This window comes from Nesterenkonia muleiensis (assembly GCF_003600155.1).
Lineage (GTDB): Bacteria > Actinomycetota > Actinomycetes > Actinomycetales > Micrococcaceae > Nesterenkonia > Nesterenkonia muleiensis.
Genome location: NZ_QWLD01000056.1, coordinates 140675 through 157583, shown reverse-complemented (window position 1 = coordinate 157583; position 16909 = coordinate 140675). Strand labels below are relative to the sequence as shown.

Sequence of the window (16909 nt, the reverse complement as noted above, 5' to 3'; positions counted from 1 at the left end):
CGCCCCCCGGACCCTGCCTGCCGCAGGAGTTGAGCAATGAAGCTGCAGGAGCTGCTTGATGCTCGCCAGCTGCGCATCCGTACCCTCTACTCGGTCGACGGGGCACCTGAACGAGAGGTGAACTGGACATACACCACTGACCTGCTTGATCCGGGTCGTTATCTCTCGCGCGGCCAACTGGTCATGACCGGCATGGTGTGGCGGAGGAACCCCGGAGACAGTGATGCTTTCGTGGGGAGAGTGGCCAACGCAGGAGCAATTGCGCTGTTCGCCGGCGAGGGACTTCTGGGATATGTTCCCGACGATGTCGTAGCAGCCTGCCATCGGCACAGGCTCCCGCTGTTCTCTGTTCCCGCGGAGGTGTCTTTTGCCTCGATCACTGCGTTTGTCTCTGACGCCCTGGCCAGCAAACGAGTGGACCACTTGGCAGCTGGTCTCATCCGCCAACGAGATCTTCTCACCGATGTCTACCGCGGTCAGATGCTGGATGAGCTCATCACCCGCTCAGCCGATGACCTCGGGCGAGCCGTCTGGGTGATCACGGCCTCCGGCCGGCAAGTTGTGCTCAGTCCGACGCCCCTTTCACAGAACGAGACTGCCGCACTTCTGCATGAGGCCATATCCTCAGATCAATCCCCCTTCACCTTCGCCGATTCGCGCGGTGAGCCCATAAGCGCCCTGATGATCACCGGAACCGGCGAGCATCAAGCAACCGGCTGGTTCTTGGTTGTCAGCGGCGATTGGCGGCAGTGGCATCCGACCGTTCTCGACACCGTCCGAGAGCTGGCGGCAGTCGTGGGTCTGTACCGGGTCCAGCACAGGGGCAGCTTGCGCGACTCGACGAACGCCTCCGCCAACCGCCTGGTTCAACTCATTGCCGGCGACCACGAGGGACCGGAGTTGGCGGTGTACCGCCGTCATGCTGGAATGGAGGACTCAGACCAGTTCTACGTCCTCGCTGGGGCTTTCGACAGAAATAGCCGGGACGACCTCCAGGACCTTGCTTTTTGGGTTCTGGCGGATGCCGCCGAGCATGTTCCCGGCACCATTGTGGCCACAGAGGCTGAGGAGCACGTCATCGTGATTCTTCCTGCCAAGTCGATTGACGCACCACCCTATGTTGGCGCCGAGCCCGTGCAGGTGTTCACCAAGGCGCTCACTCTGCTGGCCACTACCTGCACTGAGCTGGGGACCCTGCAGGTGGGCATCAGTGCTTCTGCCGGCTCTCATCAGTTGGGCGGTGCCCTGCGAATCGCCCGCTACTGTCTGCAACTGGCTGCCGCCGAGACTGAGCCGACCACATCGCTGGTGATACGGGACAGCACAAGTACCATGTCCTCGACGATGCTTCTGGCTGCGGTTCCCGATCCGTTGCGGCGGGTTTTCGTCGATTCCATCATGAAGGACCTGATTGCTCATGATGCCCGTTACCGAGGAGAGCTTGTGGCCACACTCCGTACCTTTCTCGACTGTGACTGCTCATGGGTCCGCACTGCGGAAGCCATGCATCTTCATGTGAACTCGCTTCGGTATCGCATCGCGAGGGTGGAGAAGATCACGAACAAGGACCTGAGCAACAATGCTGACCGAACGGACCTCTATCTGGCGCTGAAGCTGATGTAACCCTGCGGCTTCTAGGCCTGGACCCTGCGGCCTTGGACATAGACCTCGGCGATAGCCGGTTCCCGCAGCCCCAGGAGAAGAGTGAACAAGAGCTGCTGTGTTGCCAGTGCCGCATCATCAGAGCGCACGCCGTGTTCAATCACCTGGGCCAGTGGCTCCCATCTCTGCGGGTCGACGACGATGAAGTCGGCGTCCTTGCCCAGGTCGAGATTGCCGAACCGCTCCTCCATATCCAGGGCACGTGCTCCGGCAAGCGTGGCGGTGTGCAGGAGTTCGGCTGGGCCCAGCGCAATGCCTGCATCGCCGGACTCGGAGAGGTGAACCTTGTAGCAGTCACCGAGCACCCGGGGGATCAGCCATTCGTCCCCGGCCCCGACATCGGTGCCCAGGGCAATAGTGACTCCTTTCGCTGCAGAACGCCGCCACGGCATCGTGCCTGATCCGAGGTACAGCTGAGAGGTGGGGCAGTGGGCGATCGACGTTCCCGTTTCAGCCATTCGGCTCAGTTCCGAGTCCTGGCAGTGCACGGCATGTGCCATGATGCTCCGCCTGCCCAAGAGTGATCGGCCGCCCGCAGCTGATCCGGGCAGGAACTTGCCATCGTAGGTATCCAGGTAGCTGCTCACCCCGTACTGAGCCAGCACCGCAGCAATCTCCCCATCCCCAGGTCGGTTGTTCTCGTTGAGGTGGGAATGAAAATAGACTCCCTGATCGCGGACGCCGGCATAAAGCTCACCGAGCGCTTCCAGCGTGCGTGGCGTGACCGAGAGGCTGAACCTGGGCACGACGGCCACCTGAACCAGAGCAGTTGTATGATCCCCCGTGTCCACAGCGTGCCAGCGCGTGATCTCCTCCTCCACCAGCTGGATGGCTTCATCTTCACCGGTGAGAAGTGCACCTGCTGAAGGGGGCCCCACCGTTTGGACACCACGGCCACTCACCACACGCAGACCAGCTGCGAGGCTCCTCTGGAACAGGGCGTCCTGCGCACCGGGAAAGGCTGAGCCGACCACCATGGCAGCAGTCGTACCTGAGGTGATCCGCCGCCTGACAAAGTCACTGGCCACCTGGTCCGCAAGGCTATCATCTGCCAGCTGTGCTTCGGCCGGGAAGATGCTCTGATCAAGCCATTCAAGCAGCTGACCACCGCCGAACGCCTGTGTTGAGTATGTCTGCGGGAAGTGGATATGGGTGTCGACGAAGCCCGGCAGGATGAACCCGCCGGTGTCTGTCAATGGTGCAGAGCCGTACACCTCTGGCAATGAGTCGAACGGCCCGATCCATTCGATGGTGCCCTGATCTGCGATCACAAGAGCGCCATCGGGAATCGACACGAGATGGTCGGCAACATCTTCGAGAGACGGTGAGCCGGTGATGTGGAAGAGATGACCGCGGTACGTTCGCATGACGTTCCTTCTACTGACTTTCCAGCTCGTCGAAACGGCCGAAACGCGCACTCGAAATAGGGTTAGCTTCGGCAACGAGCTGCTCGTAGCGGTAGTTGACGATTTTGGATATCTCGATCAGTGCCGCCTGGCGCTCCGTGGTGAATGAGTTGTCCATTCTGGTCCACCCGGAGCGTAAGAGCTGGTCGAACCGGTCGTGGTCTCGTGCGGAGACGATCAAGGGGAACCCGAACTTGCCCCGATAGGTCGTGGCAAGCTCGACAATGTCATTGTGCTCATCCTCTTGGAGGTTCCCCAGGGCTCTCTCACCGTGCTCTCTGGCGAGATAGTTTCCCTCGGACTCCTCTGCCCCGAGATCCGGGAAGGACTGCAGCAGTTCATTCTGCTGGGCCTCATTCGCTGTGAGCAGAGCGTCCTGGAATGCTTCTCCCAGGGCAGATGCCGACTTGTACGGACGCAGTGAATACGCAGCCTCGAGAGTCGACTTGCTGCCCTGGACGACGTAGTCGAACGTCTTCTCAAACTGCTCTTCGGTCATCTCATTGATTTCGGCCAGATGGACTCGTTCACCGCTGGCGTCCGTGGTGACGGCCGGGCCCTTCTTCCCACCGATGTGGAAGAAGAGGATGTTCAGCAGCAGAGCGGTGAATGCACCGGCGGCGATACCGCCGGAGAAGTACCAGGAGAGCCAGGTAGGGACAGCCTCTTCCACCGCGGGGAATGCCATCACATAGGCACCCATGGCGATCGATGTACCGGCCACCACCAGGTTGCGGTGGTCATTGAAGTTCACCGTGGACAAGGTCTGAATCCCCACGATCGCAACAGCGGCGAAGAGAATGAGAGCAGCTCCGCCAAGGACTGGCTCGGGAATCATTCCCACCAGAGCGGCGGCTTTCGGGAAGAGCCCCAGGATGATCATGAATCCACCGGCAACTGCGACGATCCACCGGCTCTTCACGCCAGTGACCCGGACCAGACCGATGTTCTCGGCGAAGCAGGTATAGGGGAACGATCCCATAGATCCGCCAAGCACAGTAGAGACGCCATCTGCTCGTAGCGCGGCGGAGATGTCCTGCTTCTTGATCCTTTTGCCGACAATGTCGCCGGTGGCGTAAAGACTGCCGACCGTCTCAATGGCGGTGATCATCATGACCAGAACGATCAGCAGGCTGGGGATGATGGCAAACTCTGGCGCTCCGAAGTGAAATGGAGTCGCAAACCAGAACCAGCTTGCCTCGGTCACACTCGACCAGTCCTCGTGGGGATGGACGATGTACCACGCTGCAGAACCGGCGATCAGGCCCAGGAGCACCGCGATGGTGGACATAAAGCCCTTGAAGAATCGCTGAAGCAACAGGATGAAGAGGATGGTTCCGACAGCGAAGGCAAGGTTCGTCGAACTGGTGGGGTCCCCGTGACCCCCGGGAGAGGCCCCCATCACGTCATAGGACCAGTCGAAGCCGGGCAGTCCGAGCTGCCCTCCGATGGCATGGTTCGCGGCGACCGGCAGCAACGTGATGCCGATGATGGTCAGCACCGAGCCGGTGACCACAGGAGGAAAGAACCTCACGAGTCTGGCGATGAACGGAGCGACGAGGAAGAAGACAATCCCGCCGATGATCACTGAGCCGAAGATGAGCGGCAGAGATTCAGAGCCGCCTCCGGCCATGAAACCGATGGTGATGATCGGCGCGACGCCGGCGAATGCCACCCCTTGCAGCAAGGGCAGCTGCACACCGATGCGGAACTTACCGATGCGAATTCCGACAGCCTGCAGGAGCGATGCTATTCCGCAGGTGAGCAGATCGGCCTGAATGAGGCGGATCATGTCATCCCCGGAGACCCCCAGTGCCCCACCGATGATCAGTGGAACGATCACAGCGCCGGCGTAGAACGCTGCGACATGCTGGAAACCATAGGTCAACAGCTTGGGTGTGGGAGGGACCTGGTCCACCGGATGTACGCGCCGGGACCCGCCCTTGGGCGATATCTCGTCTGTGGATTTCTTGACTGTCATGGCTGCTCTCTTCGTGGTCGTCGTGGACCCGCAGGGGGATCGTCGTAGACGGAAAACTCTGGTGCGGATAGGGCTAGAAAAAGCGTATATTCACGGTGAAACACCCCACCAGGCCCCGATTCAACAGTCTTTAAGGCCAGTTGCGTGTCTTACTCTGTATGAATTGGCGGTTTGGGAGGGAGTTTTGATGAGCTGTTTACATTCGGTTAACTGAATCGGAACATAGGGCACCTTCTCAACGGCTTAAGAGATTTCAAGAATCACGAACGTCACTGTGCCTCCACAGTGCTCACCACAGCCGCACAGTTGCCTCTGCGGGTGCTGGCCCGGCTAGTGTCGTTCCAGGACGTCGATCTGCCGTCCGGGGGACCGAATGCCTATAGGCCGTCGATAACTGTTCAGTGCATGTTGCGAAGGTGCGTTCGTCTCGAAGATCCCGCTGCATTGTGTGCTCGCGATGAGAGGATCGATCCTATGAGACCTGCATGCAGAAGGGCGCGATGGTGGCACTGAACCACCTGCCCGACATTGGCGGGGCTCTACCGGTCACCCTCGATGTGGGCGATGTAGAGCTTGGCGGGTACACATGGTGGGATGACAGCATCGCTCCGGCGATTCTGCTATTGCACGGCTGGGGCGAAGACGCCTCGACGATGGCACCGGTGGCTCATCAGGTGCGTTCCCGCTCCTGGCATGCGGTCAGCATCTCGATGCGCGGATGGCCAGGTTCCAGCGGAGTCGACGATTACGGCCTCAGCGCAGCACAGGACATCGGCCGTGTTCTTACCTGGATCAGAGGACAACCGCGTGTTTCATCCATCGTGTTGCTGGGGTTCTCGATGGGCGGGCTCATGGCGGCATTGGCCGCAGCGGAAGAAGAGCAGGACGAACTTGCTGGACTGACAGTAGTGAATGCTCCAAGCGAGCTCATCTCGTTCTACCGTGATACCGCCTACGGAGGCGTTCGGCGATATCTGGACGCCACGTTGCAGGCCACCCAGTGGCGAGATTCGTCCCCGTTGACCCATGCCCAGAGCCTGGTTCACCCGATGCTCATCGTCACAGGGAGGCAGGATTCGATGGCTCCGCCAGGGCAGGGGAAACGGCTGGCGAAAGCGGCCCCGAACGCGAAACTTGTGGAACTGGACCCGATGGGCCATCACCCCTCCCCCCCAAGACTGGACCCGAATCCTGACCGAATCCTCACGGACATTCAACCTGTGAACCACCCCTAAGATGCACGCACCAAACCCTTGATGGACCCTTGAACCGCACAGTCGGTACCCCGGCAGGTCAGACGAGAATCACCGCCCACCAGTACCGCGCCCTGGACCCGGGTAAGTTGCTCTTGGTCCTGCAGCGGACAAAATCACACCCGTAGACTGGCTCCATGACAGGAACCTCCACCACCGTTCTGCATACACCCACTGCATCGGAATCTGCTGAGCTGGCGGTGGTGACCCGGGGAGGGATCATTGAATCCCGCCACATCGGATCAGCGGTACTCATCGCCCCCGACGGCACCGTTCTGCAAAGTCTCGGCGCCGTGCAGAAGCCGATGTTTCCCCGCTCTGCGCTTAAACCGCTGCAGGCTGTTGCCTCGCTGCGAGCAGGTGCGCTGATCAGCCCCGAAGCCGTGGCTCTGGCCTGCGGATCGCACGTGGGCTCACCACGGCACCAGGACCTGGCCGCCGCCACACTGGCTAAGGAACGGCTGGATGAGTCCTATCTGAGGTGCCCCGCGGCATATCCGGGACACAGCGCTGACCTGCGAACTCACCTTCAGGCTGGGCGGGGCAAGACCGCGCTGGCGTTCAACTGTTCGGGCAAGCATGCAGCTTTCCTTGCCGCCGCACGGACCCAGGGTTCACGCCTGGCCACCTATGCAGAGCCCGACCATCCGGTCCAGCAGGTGGTCAATCAGGTGTATGCCGAATACTGCGGCGAGGAACCTGCGGCCACGGGAGTCGACGGTTGCGGGGCGCCGGCGGCTGCCATGAGCCTGACGGCCCTGGCCCGCGGCATCGGGCGGATGACTTCCTCGCTGAGCCGCCGGGAGGCTGAGGTGCACGCCTTCACCGTGGCCCAGGCCATGCTCGACTACCCCTGGGCGGTCCGCGGGGAGGGTGAATCAGACACGGTGGTCACTGAGCAGCTCGGGCTGCTGGCCAAGTCCGGGGCTGAGGGCGTACTGGTGGTGGCCGCTGGCGACGGCACAACCGTTGCGGTCAAGACCCTCGACGGCTCCTCGCGGCCCAACCATCTGGTGGCGCTGAGCCTGTTGGCTGCCGCCGGCAAAGTCGAGCTCCATGATCTCGAGCGGGTGTTGAAGATCCTGGTCAAACCGATCACCGGCGGCGCTGACCAACTGCTTGCCGGTGAACTGCGCGTCTCAGAGAGCGTGGCCTCAGCACTCTGAGACCTGCCCCCGATCCGTCCAAAGGAAATACCAGGCCCTTGTTGGGATTTCAGGGTCCTCTAGGATGCTTGCTGATTTCCCCAAAACCACTGAAAAGGAGAAGCGCACTGTGGCACGACGCCGGATTGCCGCTCAGGACGGTCAGGCTGCGGTGCGGACGTGGGGCCAGCGGCACGATGCCGGGCACTCCCCTGACCGCCGGACACTTGCCACCGCTGTGCGTTATCTTTTGGAGGAGCTAACCGAACGCGCACCTGGGCACTCGGTGGAGGTCCGGGTTCCGCCTTTCGGCGTCACCCAGTGCGTAGAAGGTCCTAGCCACACCCGCGGCACCCCGCCGAATGTGATCGAGATCGATCCGACCACGTGGTTGAGGCTGGCCACCGGAGGCATCAGCTGGGCTGCAGCCCACCAGGCGGGCAGCATCACTGCCTCTGGTACCCGTGCCGACCTCTCAGTCCATCTGCCGCTGCTGCGGATCGCCGGATGAGCACCCGCGTCCAGATTTTCGAGGCGATTGAGGGTTAGAGCGCCAGCGCAGTAGAATCGTCTCTATGCCCCCAAGCACGCAGCACCGTCAGGTGAGCGTTCGCCGCGCCCCCAAGCTTCTGCCGTTCATGGTCGGCGCAGCGGCGGTAGCGTTCACCGCGGCAGTCGTCCTGGTGTATTCCACTCCCCAAGACCCCAACTACTCGCGTGGCGCCTCACTGGGCTATATCACGTTGGTGCTCTGCCTGCCGGCGGTCACACTGGGAGCCACAGCATGGCTGACGGTGGAGAAGATGATGCGACGGCGGAGCACCACCTATGACATCGAACCGGCGGGAGAACGCTGAGCATGGCTCGCGGAGACGGCCGCCTCAATCACCACCTCCTTGATGAGGACCCGCTCCCTCAAGACGAATGTGGAGTCTTTGGCGTCTGGGCCCCCGGTGAGGAAGTCGCCAAGCTGGCCTTCTACGGCCTGTTCGCTCTGCAGCACCGCGGCCAGGAGTCGGCCGGCATTGCCACTTCCGACGGTGACCACATCCAGGTCTACAAGGATGTCGGACTGGTCTCCCAGGTCTTCGACGAGGCCACCCTCAATGCGCTGCGCGGACACATCGCCATCGGCCACTGCCGCTACTCCACCACCGGCGGCAACCAGTGGTCCAATGCCCAACCCACCCTCGGGGCCACCCCGCACGGCACGGTGGCCCTGGGCCACAACGGGAACCTGACCAATTCCGCAGATCTCTATGACCAGGTGGTCGCCCGCCACGGCGCGGCCAAGTTCGGCGAGCTGGCCCAAGGCAACACCACCGACACCGCTCTGGTCACCGCTTTGCTGAAGGACCAGCCCGGGGAGTCCCTGGAGGAGCAGGCCCTGGCCCTGCTGCCCACGCTGAAGGGCGCGTTCTGCCTGGTATTCATGGACGAGAACACCCTCTACGCGGCCCGTGATCCACAGGGCGTGCGTCCGCTGGTGCTGGGCCGGCTCAACAATGGCTGGGTGGTGGCTTCGGAGCAGTCCGCCTTGGCCACTGTGGGCGCCTCCATCATCCGGGAGGTCGAGCCCGGGGAGTTCATCGCCATCGACGCCGACGGCGTGCGCACCCACCAGTTCGCAGAGTCCGCTCCGGCGCGCTGTGTATTCGAATATGTGTACTTGGCCAGACCGGATGCCAATATCAACGGCCGCAGCGTCTACGAGTCCCGCGTGGAGATGGGCCGGCAGCTGGCCCGGGAGGACACCCACGACGCCGATATCGTCATCCCGGTGCCCGAGTCCGGCACCCCCGCCGCAGTGGGCTACGCCGAGGCCTCCGGGCTGCCGTTCGCCCAGGGATTCATCAAGAACGCCTACGTTGGCCGCACCTTCATCCAGCCCAGCCAGACCCTCCGCCAGCTGGGCATCCGGCTCAAGCTCAACGTGCAGGAGCATGTAGTGCGCGGCAAGAAGGTCGTGGTGGTGGATGATTCCATCGTCCGCGGCAACACCCAGCGGGCCATTGTCAGAATGCTCAAAGAGGCCGGCGCGGCCGAGATTCACGTGAAGATCTCCTCCCCGCCGATCAAATGGCCCTGCTTCTACGGGATCGACTTCGCCACCCGTGCCGAGCTGATCGCCAACGGAGCCACCCTGGAGGAGATCAACAACGCCGTCGGCGCAGACTCCCTGGCCTATATCTCAGAGGAGGGCATGATCGCCGCCACCGGGCAGCCGCGCTCCACACTGTGCACCGCCTGCTTCTCAGGCCAGTACCCGATTGAGCTTCCCCCGGATGAGCGGCGCGGCAAGATGCTGCTGGAGCAGCCGGTGCTGCCCGGTATGCCGCATCGCCGTCCCCAGTCCGGCTGCGAGCCCGGCCCGGACGCTGAGTTCGAGCTCGATGGGGCCGAGCCTCCGCTGAGGGAGGAAGCACTTGCCAACGGTGCCAGCAACGGTGCCTTCGACATCACCACTGGGGCGCGCCGATGACTGACACTTCACCGATCACCTATGCCTCAGCTGGAGTGGACGTGGAGGCCGGCGACCGTGCCGTGGAGCTGATGAAGGCCCATATCGAGGCCACTCACACCCCGCAGGTGGTCGGCGGGTTCGGCGGGTTCGCAGGACTCTATGACGCTTCGGAACTCAAGCGGCTGCCTCGGCCCCTGCTGGCGACCTCCACCGACGGCGTGGGCACCAAGGTGGCGATCGCCCAGGCGATGGACCTCCACGACACCATCGGATACGACCTGGTCGGCATGGTGGTCGACGACATCGTGGTCACCGGGGCCAAGCCGCTGTTCATGACCGACTACATCGCCTGCGGCAAAGTGGAGCCGGCACGGATTGCCTCCATCGTCTCCGGAATCGCCAAAGCCGCCGCTGAGGCGGAGACCGCTCTGGTGGGCGGGGAGACCGCAGAGCATCCGGGCTTGCTGGGCGAGGACGAGTACGACGTCGCCGGCGCGGCGACCGGCGTCGTCGACGCCTCCGCAGTGCTGGGTCCAGAACGGGTGCAGCCCGGTGATGCGGTGATCGGGATGGCCTCCTCCGGCCTCCATTCCAATGGGTATTCCCTGGTCCGCCGGATCGTACGGGAAGCCGGCTGGGCCCATTCGCGTCAGGTCCCCGAGTTTGGGCGGACCCTGGGCGAGGAGCTTCTGGAGCCGACCAGGCTCTACACCGCAGCCTGCCTGGACCTCATCAGGGCCTTCAATGGGGATCCTGCTGAGCAGGAGATCGCCCCCGATGCTCCGGTGCGCGGCTTCAGCCATGTCACCGGCGGCGGAATGGCTGCCAATCTGGCCCGCGTGCTGCCCGCCGGCCTGCTGGCAACAGTGGACCGTTCCACCTGGGCCTGGCCAGAGGTCTTCTCCGTCATGGCCGAGCTGGGTCGGGTGCCGCAGGCCGATCTGGAGCGGACGCTGAATCTGGGGGTGGGCATGATTGCGGTCGTGGCGGCTGAGGCGGCCGACGGCGTCGTCGCCCGTCTCCACGCCGCTGGGCAGAAGTCCTGGGTCATGGGCATTGTGGATCGTTACTCCAGTGACGATGTCGCTGGTGCCGGTGAGGACTTCATCCAGGGCGCCAAGGGAGTCGACGGCGGTGGCGTGCTGCTGGCCGGCAGCTACGCCTGACTGCCGCTAGAAATGCTGACCCGGCGGGCCTGGAAGTCCGCCGAAGCACCCGAGGCTTGCCGCAGCTTCTCCGCGTCCCGCAGCGGTTTCTGCGCGCGACGCAACTCACCTCCGGCCCACAGCATCACCAGCCCCAGCGATCCGCCAATCACCTGCACTCCGTTGCCGAGTTGGAGGAACAGGCCGTCCTGCGAGGTGCTCTGGAACAGATATACGGCGAGGACCGCGCCAAACAGCAGCCCACAACCGTTGAAGAACACCCTTCGGTAGCCGGTCTTCTCCGGATTGGTCAGCAGCCAGTTCCATCCCCGGCCCCACGGCACATCGTCCTGCCGGATTCCGGTCTCAGTCTCTGCCTTCTCAGCTCGGACGGTCTCTGTCATGAACCTCACTCCCTTCATTCCACCTTATGAAGAATTCCCCCCGTCAGGTCAAGAGACGGAGGCAGAATAGACGGTGATGATTCCACTGTTCCTAGACTGCGATCCCGGCATCGACGACGCCGTGGCCCTCGGCTATCTGCTGTGTCAAGACGATGTGGAGATCACCTGCGTCGCAGCCACCGCAGGGAATGTGCCCGCTGAGCAGACCGTGTACAACGCGCTGGGCTGGCTGGAGTTGGCCGGCCGAGCCGAGATTCCGGTGCACCCTGGGGCAGAGCTGCCGCTTCGGCATGCCGCCGAAGGCACCGTGCCTGCATACGCAGATGACACCCACGGCCCCTCCGGCACTGGATACGCTGTTCTCCCGCAGCCGTCGGCGACACCGTCTCCGGTCTCCGCGGCCCGTGCCTGGGTGGATGCCGCCCACACACATCCGGGCGAGCTGATCGCTGTGGTCACCGGACCCTGCACGAACCTTGCGCTCGCCCTGGAGCTGGAACCAGAACTGCCCCGATTGCTCAGACGGATCTTCATCATGGGCGGGGCTTTCAACCACCGGGGCAATACCAAGCCGACCACGGAGTGGAACACAGACTTCGACCCGGAGGCCACTGCCATGGTCTACCGGCAGTTCGCCGCTGCCCAGCAGCTTCCCGTGCTCGCTCCCCTTGAGGCCACCGAATCCATCGTCATGACACCGGAGCGGCTTGAGCGGATCCTTCACGGCGCAGCGGATCCGGTATGGCGCCGGTGGCTGGGACATCTGGCTGAGGCGCTGCGCTTCTACTTCGAGTTCCATGAGTACGACGGCCACGGCTATTTGGCCCAGATCCACGACCCCTATGTGCTCGCCGCAGCCCTGCAGTGGGCGCGGAAACCTGAGGCGAGCATCCCCTGGACCGGACCTGTGCCTGCCGCCGGGACCAGCGCTTCAGGCCCGAAGGCTCGCGCAAGCCAGCCGAGAGGCGAGCGGGGTTTCCCCGCCGCCGGGACCAGCACCGCCGCCGTCGACGTCGAGCTGAGAGGCACCCTCACCAGGGGTGAGACTGTGGCAGACTGGCTTGGTCGTTGGGGCTGTGCGCCCAACGCTGAGCTCATCCGCTCCATTGATGCGGAGGGCTTTCTGAATCACCTGGAAACCACCCTGACGAGAGGACCCACCTATGACGATGTCTGATAGCGCCCCTGGGCAGGGGTCCGCACCTGCTGCGGCCCCCGGAGAAACCCGCAACGCCCGCTTCGCCCACCCCGGCAGCCAGTTCTACGCTGTGTTGGTCTCCCTGCTCGCGGCCTTCTACCTGATCTCCAATATCGCCGCCACCAAGCAGATGGACTTCGGCGGCTGGGTCGTCGACGGCGGCGTCTTCCTCTTCCCGCTGACCTATCTGCTCGGCGGCATCATCTCCGAGGTCTACGGCTTCACAGCAGCTCTGCGGGCGGTGCTCGTCGGCTTCGCGGTCATGGTCATCGGCGCAGTCGTCTTCGGCCTGGTCACCGCCTCCCCCGCACTGGGAGACTCCCACAACCAGGAGGCCTTCGAGGTGCTCTTCGGCTGGGACGGGGTCTACGTACGGATTCTGGCCGCCTCCCTGATCGGTTTTGTACTCGGCCAGATGATGAACTCGATCATCATCGTGAAGATCAAACAGCGCTTCGGCGAGTCCAATCTCTGGGCGCGCATCATGTCCTCGACCGTCTTCGGCCAGACCGTGGACACCTTCGTCTTCGGACTGCTGGCCTTCACCGCGTTCCCGCTGTTTCTGAACGCCCTTCCCGGTGTCGACCTCTTCGTGATGATGAGCTGGACCGAGTTCGGCAGCTACTTCGTCTTCGGCGTGATCTACAAGTGCCTGGTGGAGTGGCTGCTCCTACCGGTGACCTATGCGGTAGTGCGGACGCTCAAGAGGCGCGAGCCCACCTACGGCTGACCGGTCTGACCCAGGGCAGTGATCTCCTGCACCAGCCGGTCACGGACCTGCGGGTCTACCGTGGCCTCGTTGATCGACTCGTAGAGCCAGAGACCGTCGGCGGCCAGCCGGGCGATGAAGCGGCGCACTGCCTCGTCATCCTCGGCAGCCACCGGCATCGGAGCCGCCCACCGGTCATAGATTCGGCTCCAGACCGCATGTGCGGCCTCGTTCTGAGTAGCGGCCTCCAGGGTCAGCAGCAGCTCGGCACGGTCAGGGTTCTGCGAGGCGCGCACATAGGCTTCGAGCTTGGTCTGGTCGTCCAGGCCGGCGTCGTCCTGCTGACCCACTTCACGGCACATACACTGCTCCCACTGACCGGCCACATACTCATGCAGCGCCAGCAGCAGATTCTCACGCGAAGGGAAGTGGTAGAGCAGCCCGCCCTTGGTGAGTTCGGCCTCGGCAGCCACCGCCTCATAGGACAGTGCGGTCACGCCGTCGCGCTGAACCACGCGCTTGGCTGCCTCCAGGGCAGCTTCTCGTTTGGACTCCCTCATCGAGACACCAGCCTAATGGTTGTCCGGGAACGCCTGGGACGGTGTCCCCGGGGTGTAGCGGGCCAGCAGCCAGGCACAGCCGGCAGCGCCCAGAACGACGACCACGCAGGTGGCCACCAAAACCGCCAGGTAGGCGGAGTCGAAAGCAGCCGCAGCCGCAGAGACGATCCGGGCGTCGTCGCTGGACAGCGCCACCGCTGGAGCATGGCTGATCCACTCGTGTTGCCCTGCCGGGAGGACCAGCGCCCGGGAGTAGACGAAGGTCAGCAGCGAGCCCATGGTCGCCACGGCCACCAGTCCGCCGAACTCGTAGGACACCTCTTCCAGGGAGGCGGCCATCCCCGCCCGGTGTGGCGGAACATTGCCCATGATCGCACTGGAGGCCACCGACATCGATGCCCCGAGGCCTGTTCCTGCGACCACCAGTCCGCTGATCAGCAGCGGCAGTGAATCCTGGAGTGCGGCAATGATGGTGATCCCTGAACCCACTGCGGCGGTGCCGATACCGCCTGCAATGAGTACCAACAGCCCCACCCGGTGCAGCACCGCACCGCCGAAGAGCGCGAAGGGCATGGAGGCTACCGCCAGTGCGGTGACCAGCAGCCCGGCCTGCAGTGGGGTGAAGCCTTCCACCAGTTGGTAGCGCTGAGTGATGACCAGCTGCAGGCCCATGATGGCGAAGATGGAGGCCCCGGCCGCCACCACACCACCGCTGAATCCGCGGTTGCGGAAGACGGCGAAGTCCACCAGCGGTTCGGTGTCCGAACGCATCAGGCGGAGCTGGCGGCGCACGAACACGGTGATCGCCAGGGCACCGATGAGGGTGGAGACCACTGCCAGCAGAAGGTTCAGGGGAGCCTCGGCCCAGGTTTTCATCGCCAGCACTGAGGCGGCCATCCCCACCAATGCCTGGGCGGAGGAGACCGCGTCCCAGCGGCGGGCGGGATTGGTGAGATTGCGCGGTCCGATGGCGATGATCAGGATGCTCGCCATGATCACGATCGGCACGTTGACCAAGAACACCGAGCCCCACCAGAACCACTCCAGCAGGACCCCTGAGACCACCGGGCCGGCCGCCATGCCCACTGTAGCGGTGGCTGCCCAGATAGCGATAGCGATGTTGCGCTCGCGCTCGGCGGCGAAGCTGATGCGAATCAACGCCAGGGTGGCCGGCATCATCGCCGCTGCCCCGACACCCTTGAGCAGCCGGGCGAGTATCAGCGCCTCGGGGTTCGGGGCGAAGGCAGCGGTCAGTGAGGCCGCCCCGAAGATCAGCAGTCCGATCTGGAAGACTCGTTTGTGCCCGAACCGGTCGCCGAGCGCACCAGATCCCAGCAGCAGCCCAGCCATGGTGAGCGGATAGCCGTTGATGATCCACAGCTGTTGTGAGCTTGAGGCCCCCAAATCGCTGGAGAGCACCGGCAATGCCGTGTAGAGGATCGTATTGTCCAGGGCGATCAGCAGCAGGGCAGAGGAGACGATGCCCAGCACCGTCCACCGCTGCCAGCGGGTCAGCGAATGATCCGGAGCAGCGGTCTCTGCCGCCACACCAGCGAGCCGGAGCGCTCCGGTGTCGGTGCTCTCCGGCTCTGCGTGAAGTCTGCGATTCGTCACCACCGCACAAACTATACCTTACGTACGGTAAAGTTTACCAGCGCGAAGAGCTCCTTCGCCGCTCCGGCGCCGTTCTGGTCCCTCCCCACCAGCCGTCTAGTCCGGTCCTGTGCTTCTACTCCTCAGGAGCTTCTCTGCACCAGAACTCAGGAGCAGGGCGCAGGAGAGCCAAATCGCCGCTCCGGCGCCTACTACTCCGGTCACAGTTCCAGCAACGAGAGGTATTGCGAGTTGGCCGAATCTGTTTCCTGCCAGTGAGAGCGCAAGCGCCGAAGATCGCCATTGTTGGGGAACTGTCTGAGCGATGACCGACATCGTCAACGGCACGCCCACTCCCATGCAGAAACCTGCAACGATGAACATCGGCACAGAAAACGCAAGAACGTTGATGAACGCCACAGCGAGGCTCAGGCCCAGACCGGCGACAAAAAGAGACACCAGCAGAAGATGGTGGCGAGAGAATCGTCGTCTCATAAGAGGCAGCGTCATGCGTGAGACCAGTGAAGCGGCTGCACGCATAGCCAACAGGGCACCGATCCAGGTCGGAGAGATCCCATGTTCTTCTCCGACCAGCGGAAGGTACGCCGACAGCACCTCTACAGTAGCCACCAACACAATGGCCGCGAAGAAGTGAGACTTCACACGTGGGATTCTGATGATCTTCAACGCACTGGGCTTCGGGTCCTCATTCTGTGGAGCCGGGACAGGATCTTCGCGATCAGAGTTACCGGAATCATCTGTCAGGCCGTTTTTTTCTTGACGGAATGATCGTCGAAAGAACAGCAGCAGAACGATCACACACATGGACAGTGCCGCGCCTACCCAAAGCGTCTGCTCCACCGACCGCAGTTCTGCACTTGTCGAACCTCCTCCAGCCCTCTCCTGAATCAGGAGACCTCCCACTAAGGGCCCAATCATCTGACCACTGGAAATTCCGGCGGTGAACCAGCCGAACGAAGTGTCCAAAGCCGGGTCTTCTGCAAACCGACCCACAGCAGCTTGACCCGACACCACGAAGGTGATCTGACCTAACCCCAAGATCGCACTGCCGACCCCCACCCACAGGGTCGAAGGAGCCAAGGCGATAGTCGCTGCCCCGATGATCAGGGTTGCTACGCCAGCGACCAGCAGGTAAATGAGAGTGCCCGTACGCTGTGCTCGCAAGGCAATGGGCATGGCCAGCAACAGCGGAAACAACGCATAGAGGCCGGCGATGAGGCCGACCGTCATGCCGTCAGCGTTGAAGCTCAGCAGCTTGTAAGTAGTTGTTGGACGTACAAGAAAGACCGTCGATTGGGTGAGGACGGTCGATGCTACTAGCACCCACAGCCAGACGGCGTGGGCGCTAGTAGCAGGCTTCAACACCTC

15 protein-coding genes are annotated in these 16909 nt (G+C 63.1%); 9 read left to right on the top strand and 6 right to left on the bottom strand.

Annotation, left to right across the window (positions count from 1 at the left end; translation table 11 throughout):
- The first annotated feature begins 36 nt into the window (after nt 1-36).
- Nucleotides 37-1623 carry a PucR family transcriptional regulator gene (locus DVO78_RS16915; RefSeq protein WP_120006702.1) on the top strand — a complete coding sequence of 529 codons (1587 nt, stop codon included), beginning with the start codon at nt 37-39 and terminating at the stop codon, nt 1621-1623.
- A gap of 11 nt (nt 1624-1634) precedes the next feature.
- On the opposite strand, the gene DVO78_RS16910 is transcribed toward DVO78_RS16915, so the two are convergent.
- Together DVO78_RS16910 and DVO78_RS16905 are read right to left on the bottom strand one after the other, a co-directional pair.
- Nucleotides 1635-3029 (bottom strand): amidohydrolase family protein, encoded by a 1395-nt coding sequence (locus tag DVO78_RS16910; protein ID WP_120006700.1) that lies wholly within the window; start codon nt 3027-3029, stop codon nt 1635-1637.
- A 10-nt stretch (nt 3030-3039) separates the two neighbouring features.
- Entirely contained in the window at nt 3040-5049 is a 2010-nt protein-coding gene (locus DVO78_RS16905; RefSeq protein WP_120006698.1) for a solute carrier family 23 protein, read from the bottom strand.
- Between the two features lie 485 nt (nt 5050-5534).
- On the opposite strand from DVO78_RS16905, the gene DVO78_RS16900 reads away from it, so the two are divergent.
- The 6 genes from DVO78_RS16900 (at nt 5535) to purM (ending at nt 11077) form a co-directional block, all read left to right on the top strand.
- Nucleotides 5535-6284: an alpha/beta hydrolase family protein gene (locus DVO78_RS16900; protein ID WP_120006696.1), complete on the top strand. Its 750-nt coding sequence runs from the start codon at nt 5535-5537 to the stop codon at nt 6282-6284.
- 155 nt (nt 6285-6439) lie between these two features.
- On the top strand, nt 6440-7468 hold the full coding sequence (locus tag DVO78_RS16895) for an asparaginase (protein WP_120006694.1): 1029 nt from the start codon (nt 6440-6442) through the stop codon (nt 7466-7468).
- 64 nt (nt 7469-7532) lie between these two features.
- Nucleotides 7533-7958, top strand: a complete 426-nt coding sequence (locus tag DVO78_RS16890) for a sterol carrier family protein (protein WP_120006692.1) — start codon at nt 7533-7535, stop codon at nt 7956-7958.
- Between the two features lie 64 nt (nt 7959-8022).
- Nucleotides 8023-8304 carry a hypothetical protein gene (locus DVO78_RS16885; RefSeq protein WP_120006690.1) on the top strand — a complete coding sequence of 94 codons (282 nt, stop codon included), beginning with the start codon at nt 8023-8025 and terminating at the stop codon, nt 8302-8304.
- Nucleotides 8305-8306: 2 nt separating this feature from the next.
- Nucleotides 8307-9929, top strand: a complete 1623-nt coding sequence (gene purF / locus DVO78_RS16880) for an amidophosphoribosyltransferase (protein ID WP_120006688.1) — start codon at nt 8307-8309, stop codon at nt 9927-9929.
- Nucleotides 9926-11077 (top strand): phosphoribosylformylglycinamidine cyclo-ligase, encoded by a 1152-nt coding sequence (gene purM / locus DVO78_RS16875; protein ID WP_120006686.1) that lies wholly within the window; start codon nt 9926-9928, stop codon nt 11075-11077. Before purF ends, purM begins: the two co-directional genes overlap by 4 nt.
- On the opposite strand, the gene DVO78_RS16870 is transcribed toward purM, so the two are convergent.
- Nucleotides 11068-11460, bottom strand: a complete 393-nt coding sequence (locus tag DVO78_RS16870) for a hypothetical protein (protein ID WP_157984109.1) — start codon at nt 11458-11460, stop codon at nt 11068-11070. The genes purM and DVO78_RS16870 overlap by 10 nt on opposite strands.
- A 76-nt stretch (nt 11461-11536) precedes the next feature.
- On the opposite strand from DVO78_RS16870, the gene DVO78_RS16865 reads away from it, so the two are divergent.
- On the top strand, nt 11537-12637 hold the full coding sequence (locus DVO78_RS16865) for a nucleoside hydrolase (RefSeq protein ID WP_120006683.1): 1101 nt from the start codon (nt 11537-11539) through the stop codon (nt 12635-12637).
- Nucleotides 12624-13388 carry a queuosine precursor transporter gene (locus tag DVO78_RS16860; protein ID WP_120006681.1) on the top strand — a complete coding sequence of 255 codons (765 nt, stop codon included), beginning with the start codon at nt 12624-12626 and terminating at the stop codon, nt 13386-13388. Before DVO78_RS16865 ends, DVO78_RS16860 begins: the two co-directional genes overlap by 14 nt.
- On the opposite strand, the gene DVO78_RS16855 is transcribed toward DVO78_RS16860, so the two are convergent.
- From DVO78_RS16855 to DVO78_RS16845, 3 genes are all read right to left on the bottom strand, one after another.
- Nucleotides 13379-13927 (bottom strand): TetR/AcrR family transcriptional regulator, encoded by a 549-nt coding sequence (locus tag DVO78_RS16855; RefSeq protein ID WP_120006679.1) that lies wholly within the window; start codon nt 13925-13927, stop codon nt 13379-13381. The genes DVO78_RS16860 and DVO78_RS16855 overlap by 10 nt on opposite strands.
- Before the next feature lie 12 nt (nt 13928-13939).
- On the bottom strand, nt 13940-15544 hold the full coding sequence (locus DVO78_RS16850) for an MFS transporter (RefSeq protein WP_238385381.1): 1605 nt from the start codon (nt 15542-15544) through the stop codon (nt 13940-13942).
- Between the two features lie 93 nt (nt 15545-15637).
- Entirely contained in the window at nt 15638-16864 is a 1227-nt protein-coding gene (locus tag DVO78_RS16845; RefSeq protein ID WP_157984108.1) for an MFS transporter, read from the bottom strand.
- Nucleotides 16865-16909: the final 45 nt, after the last annotated feature.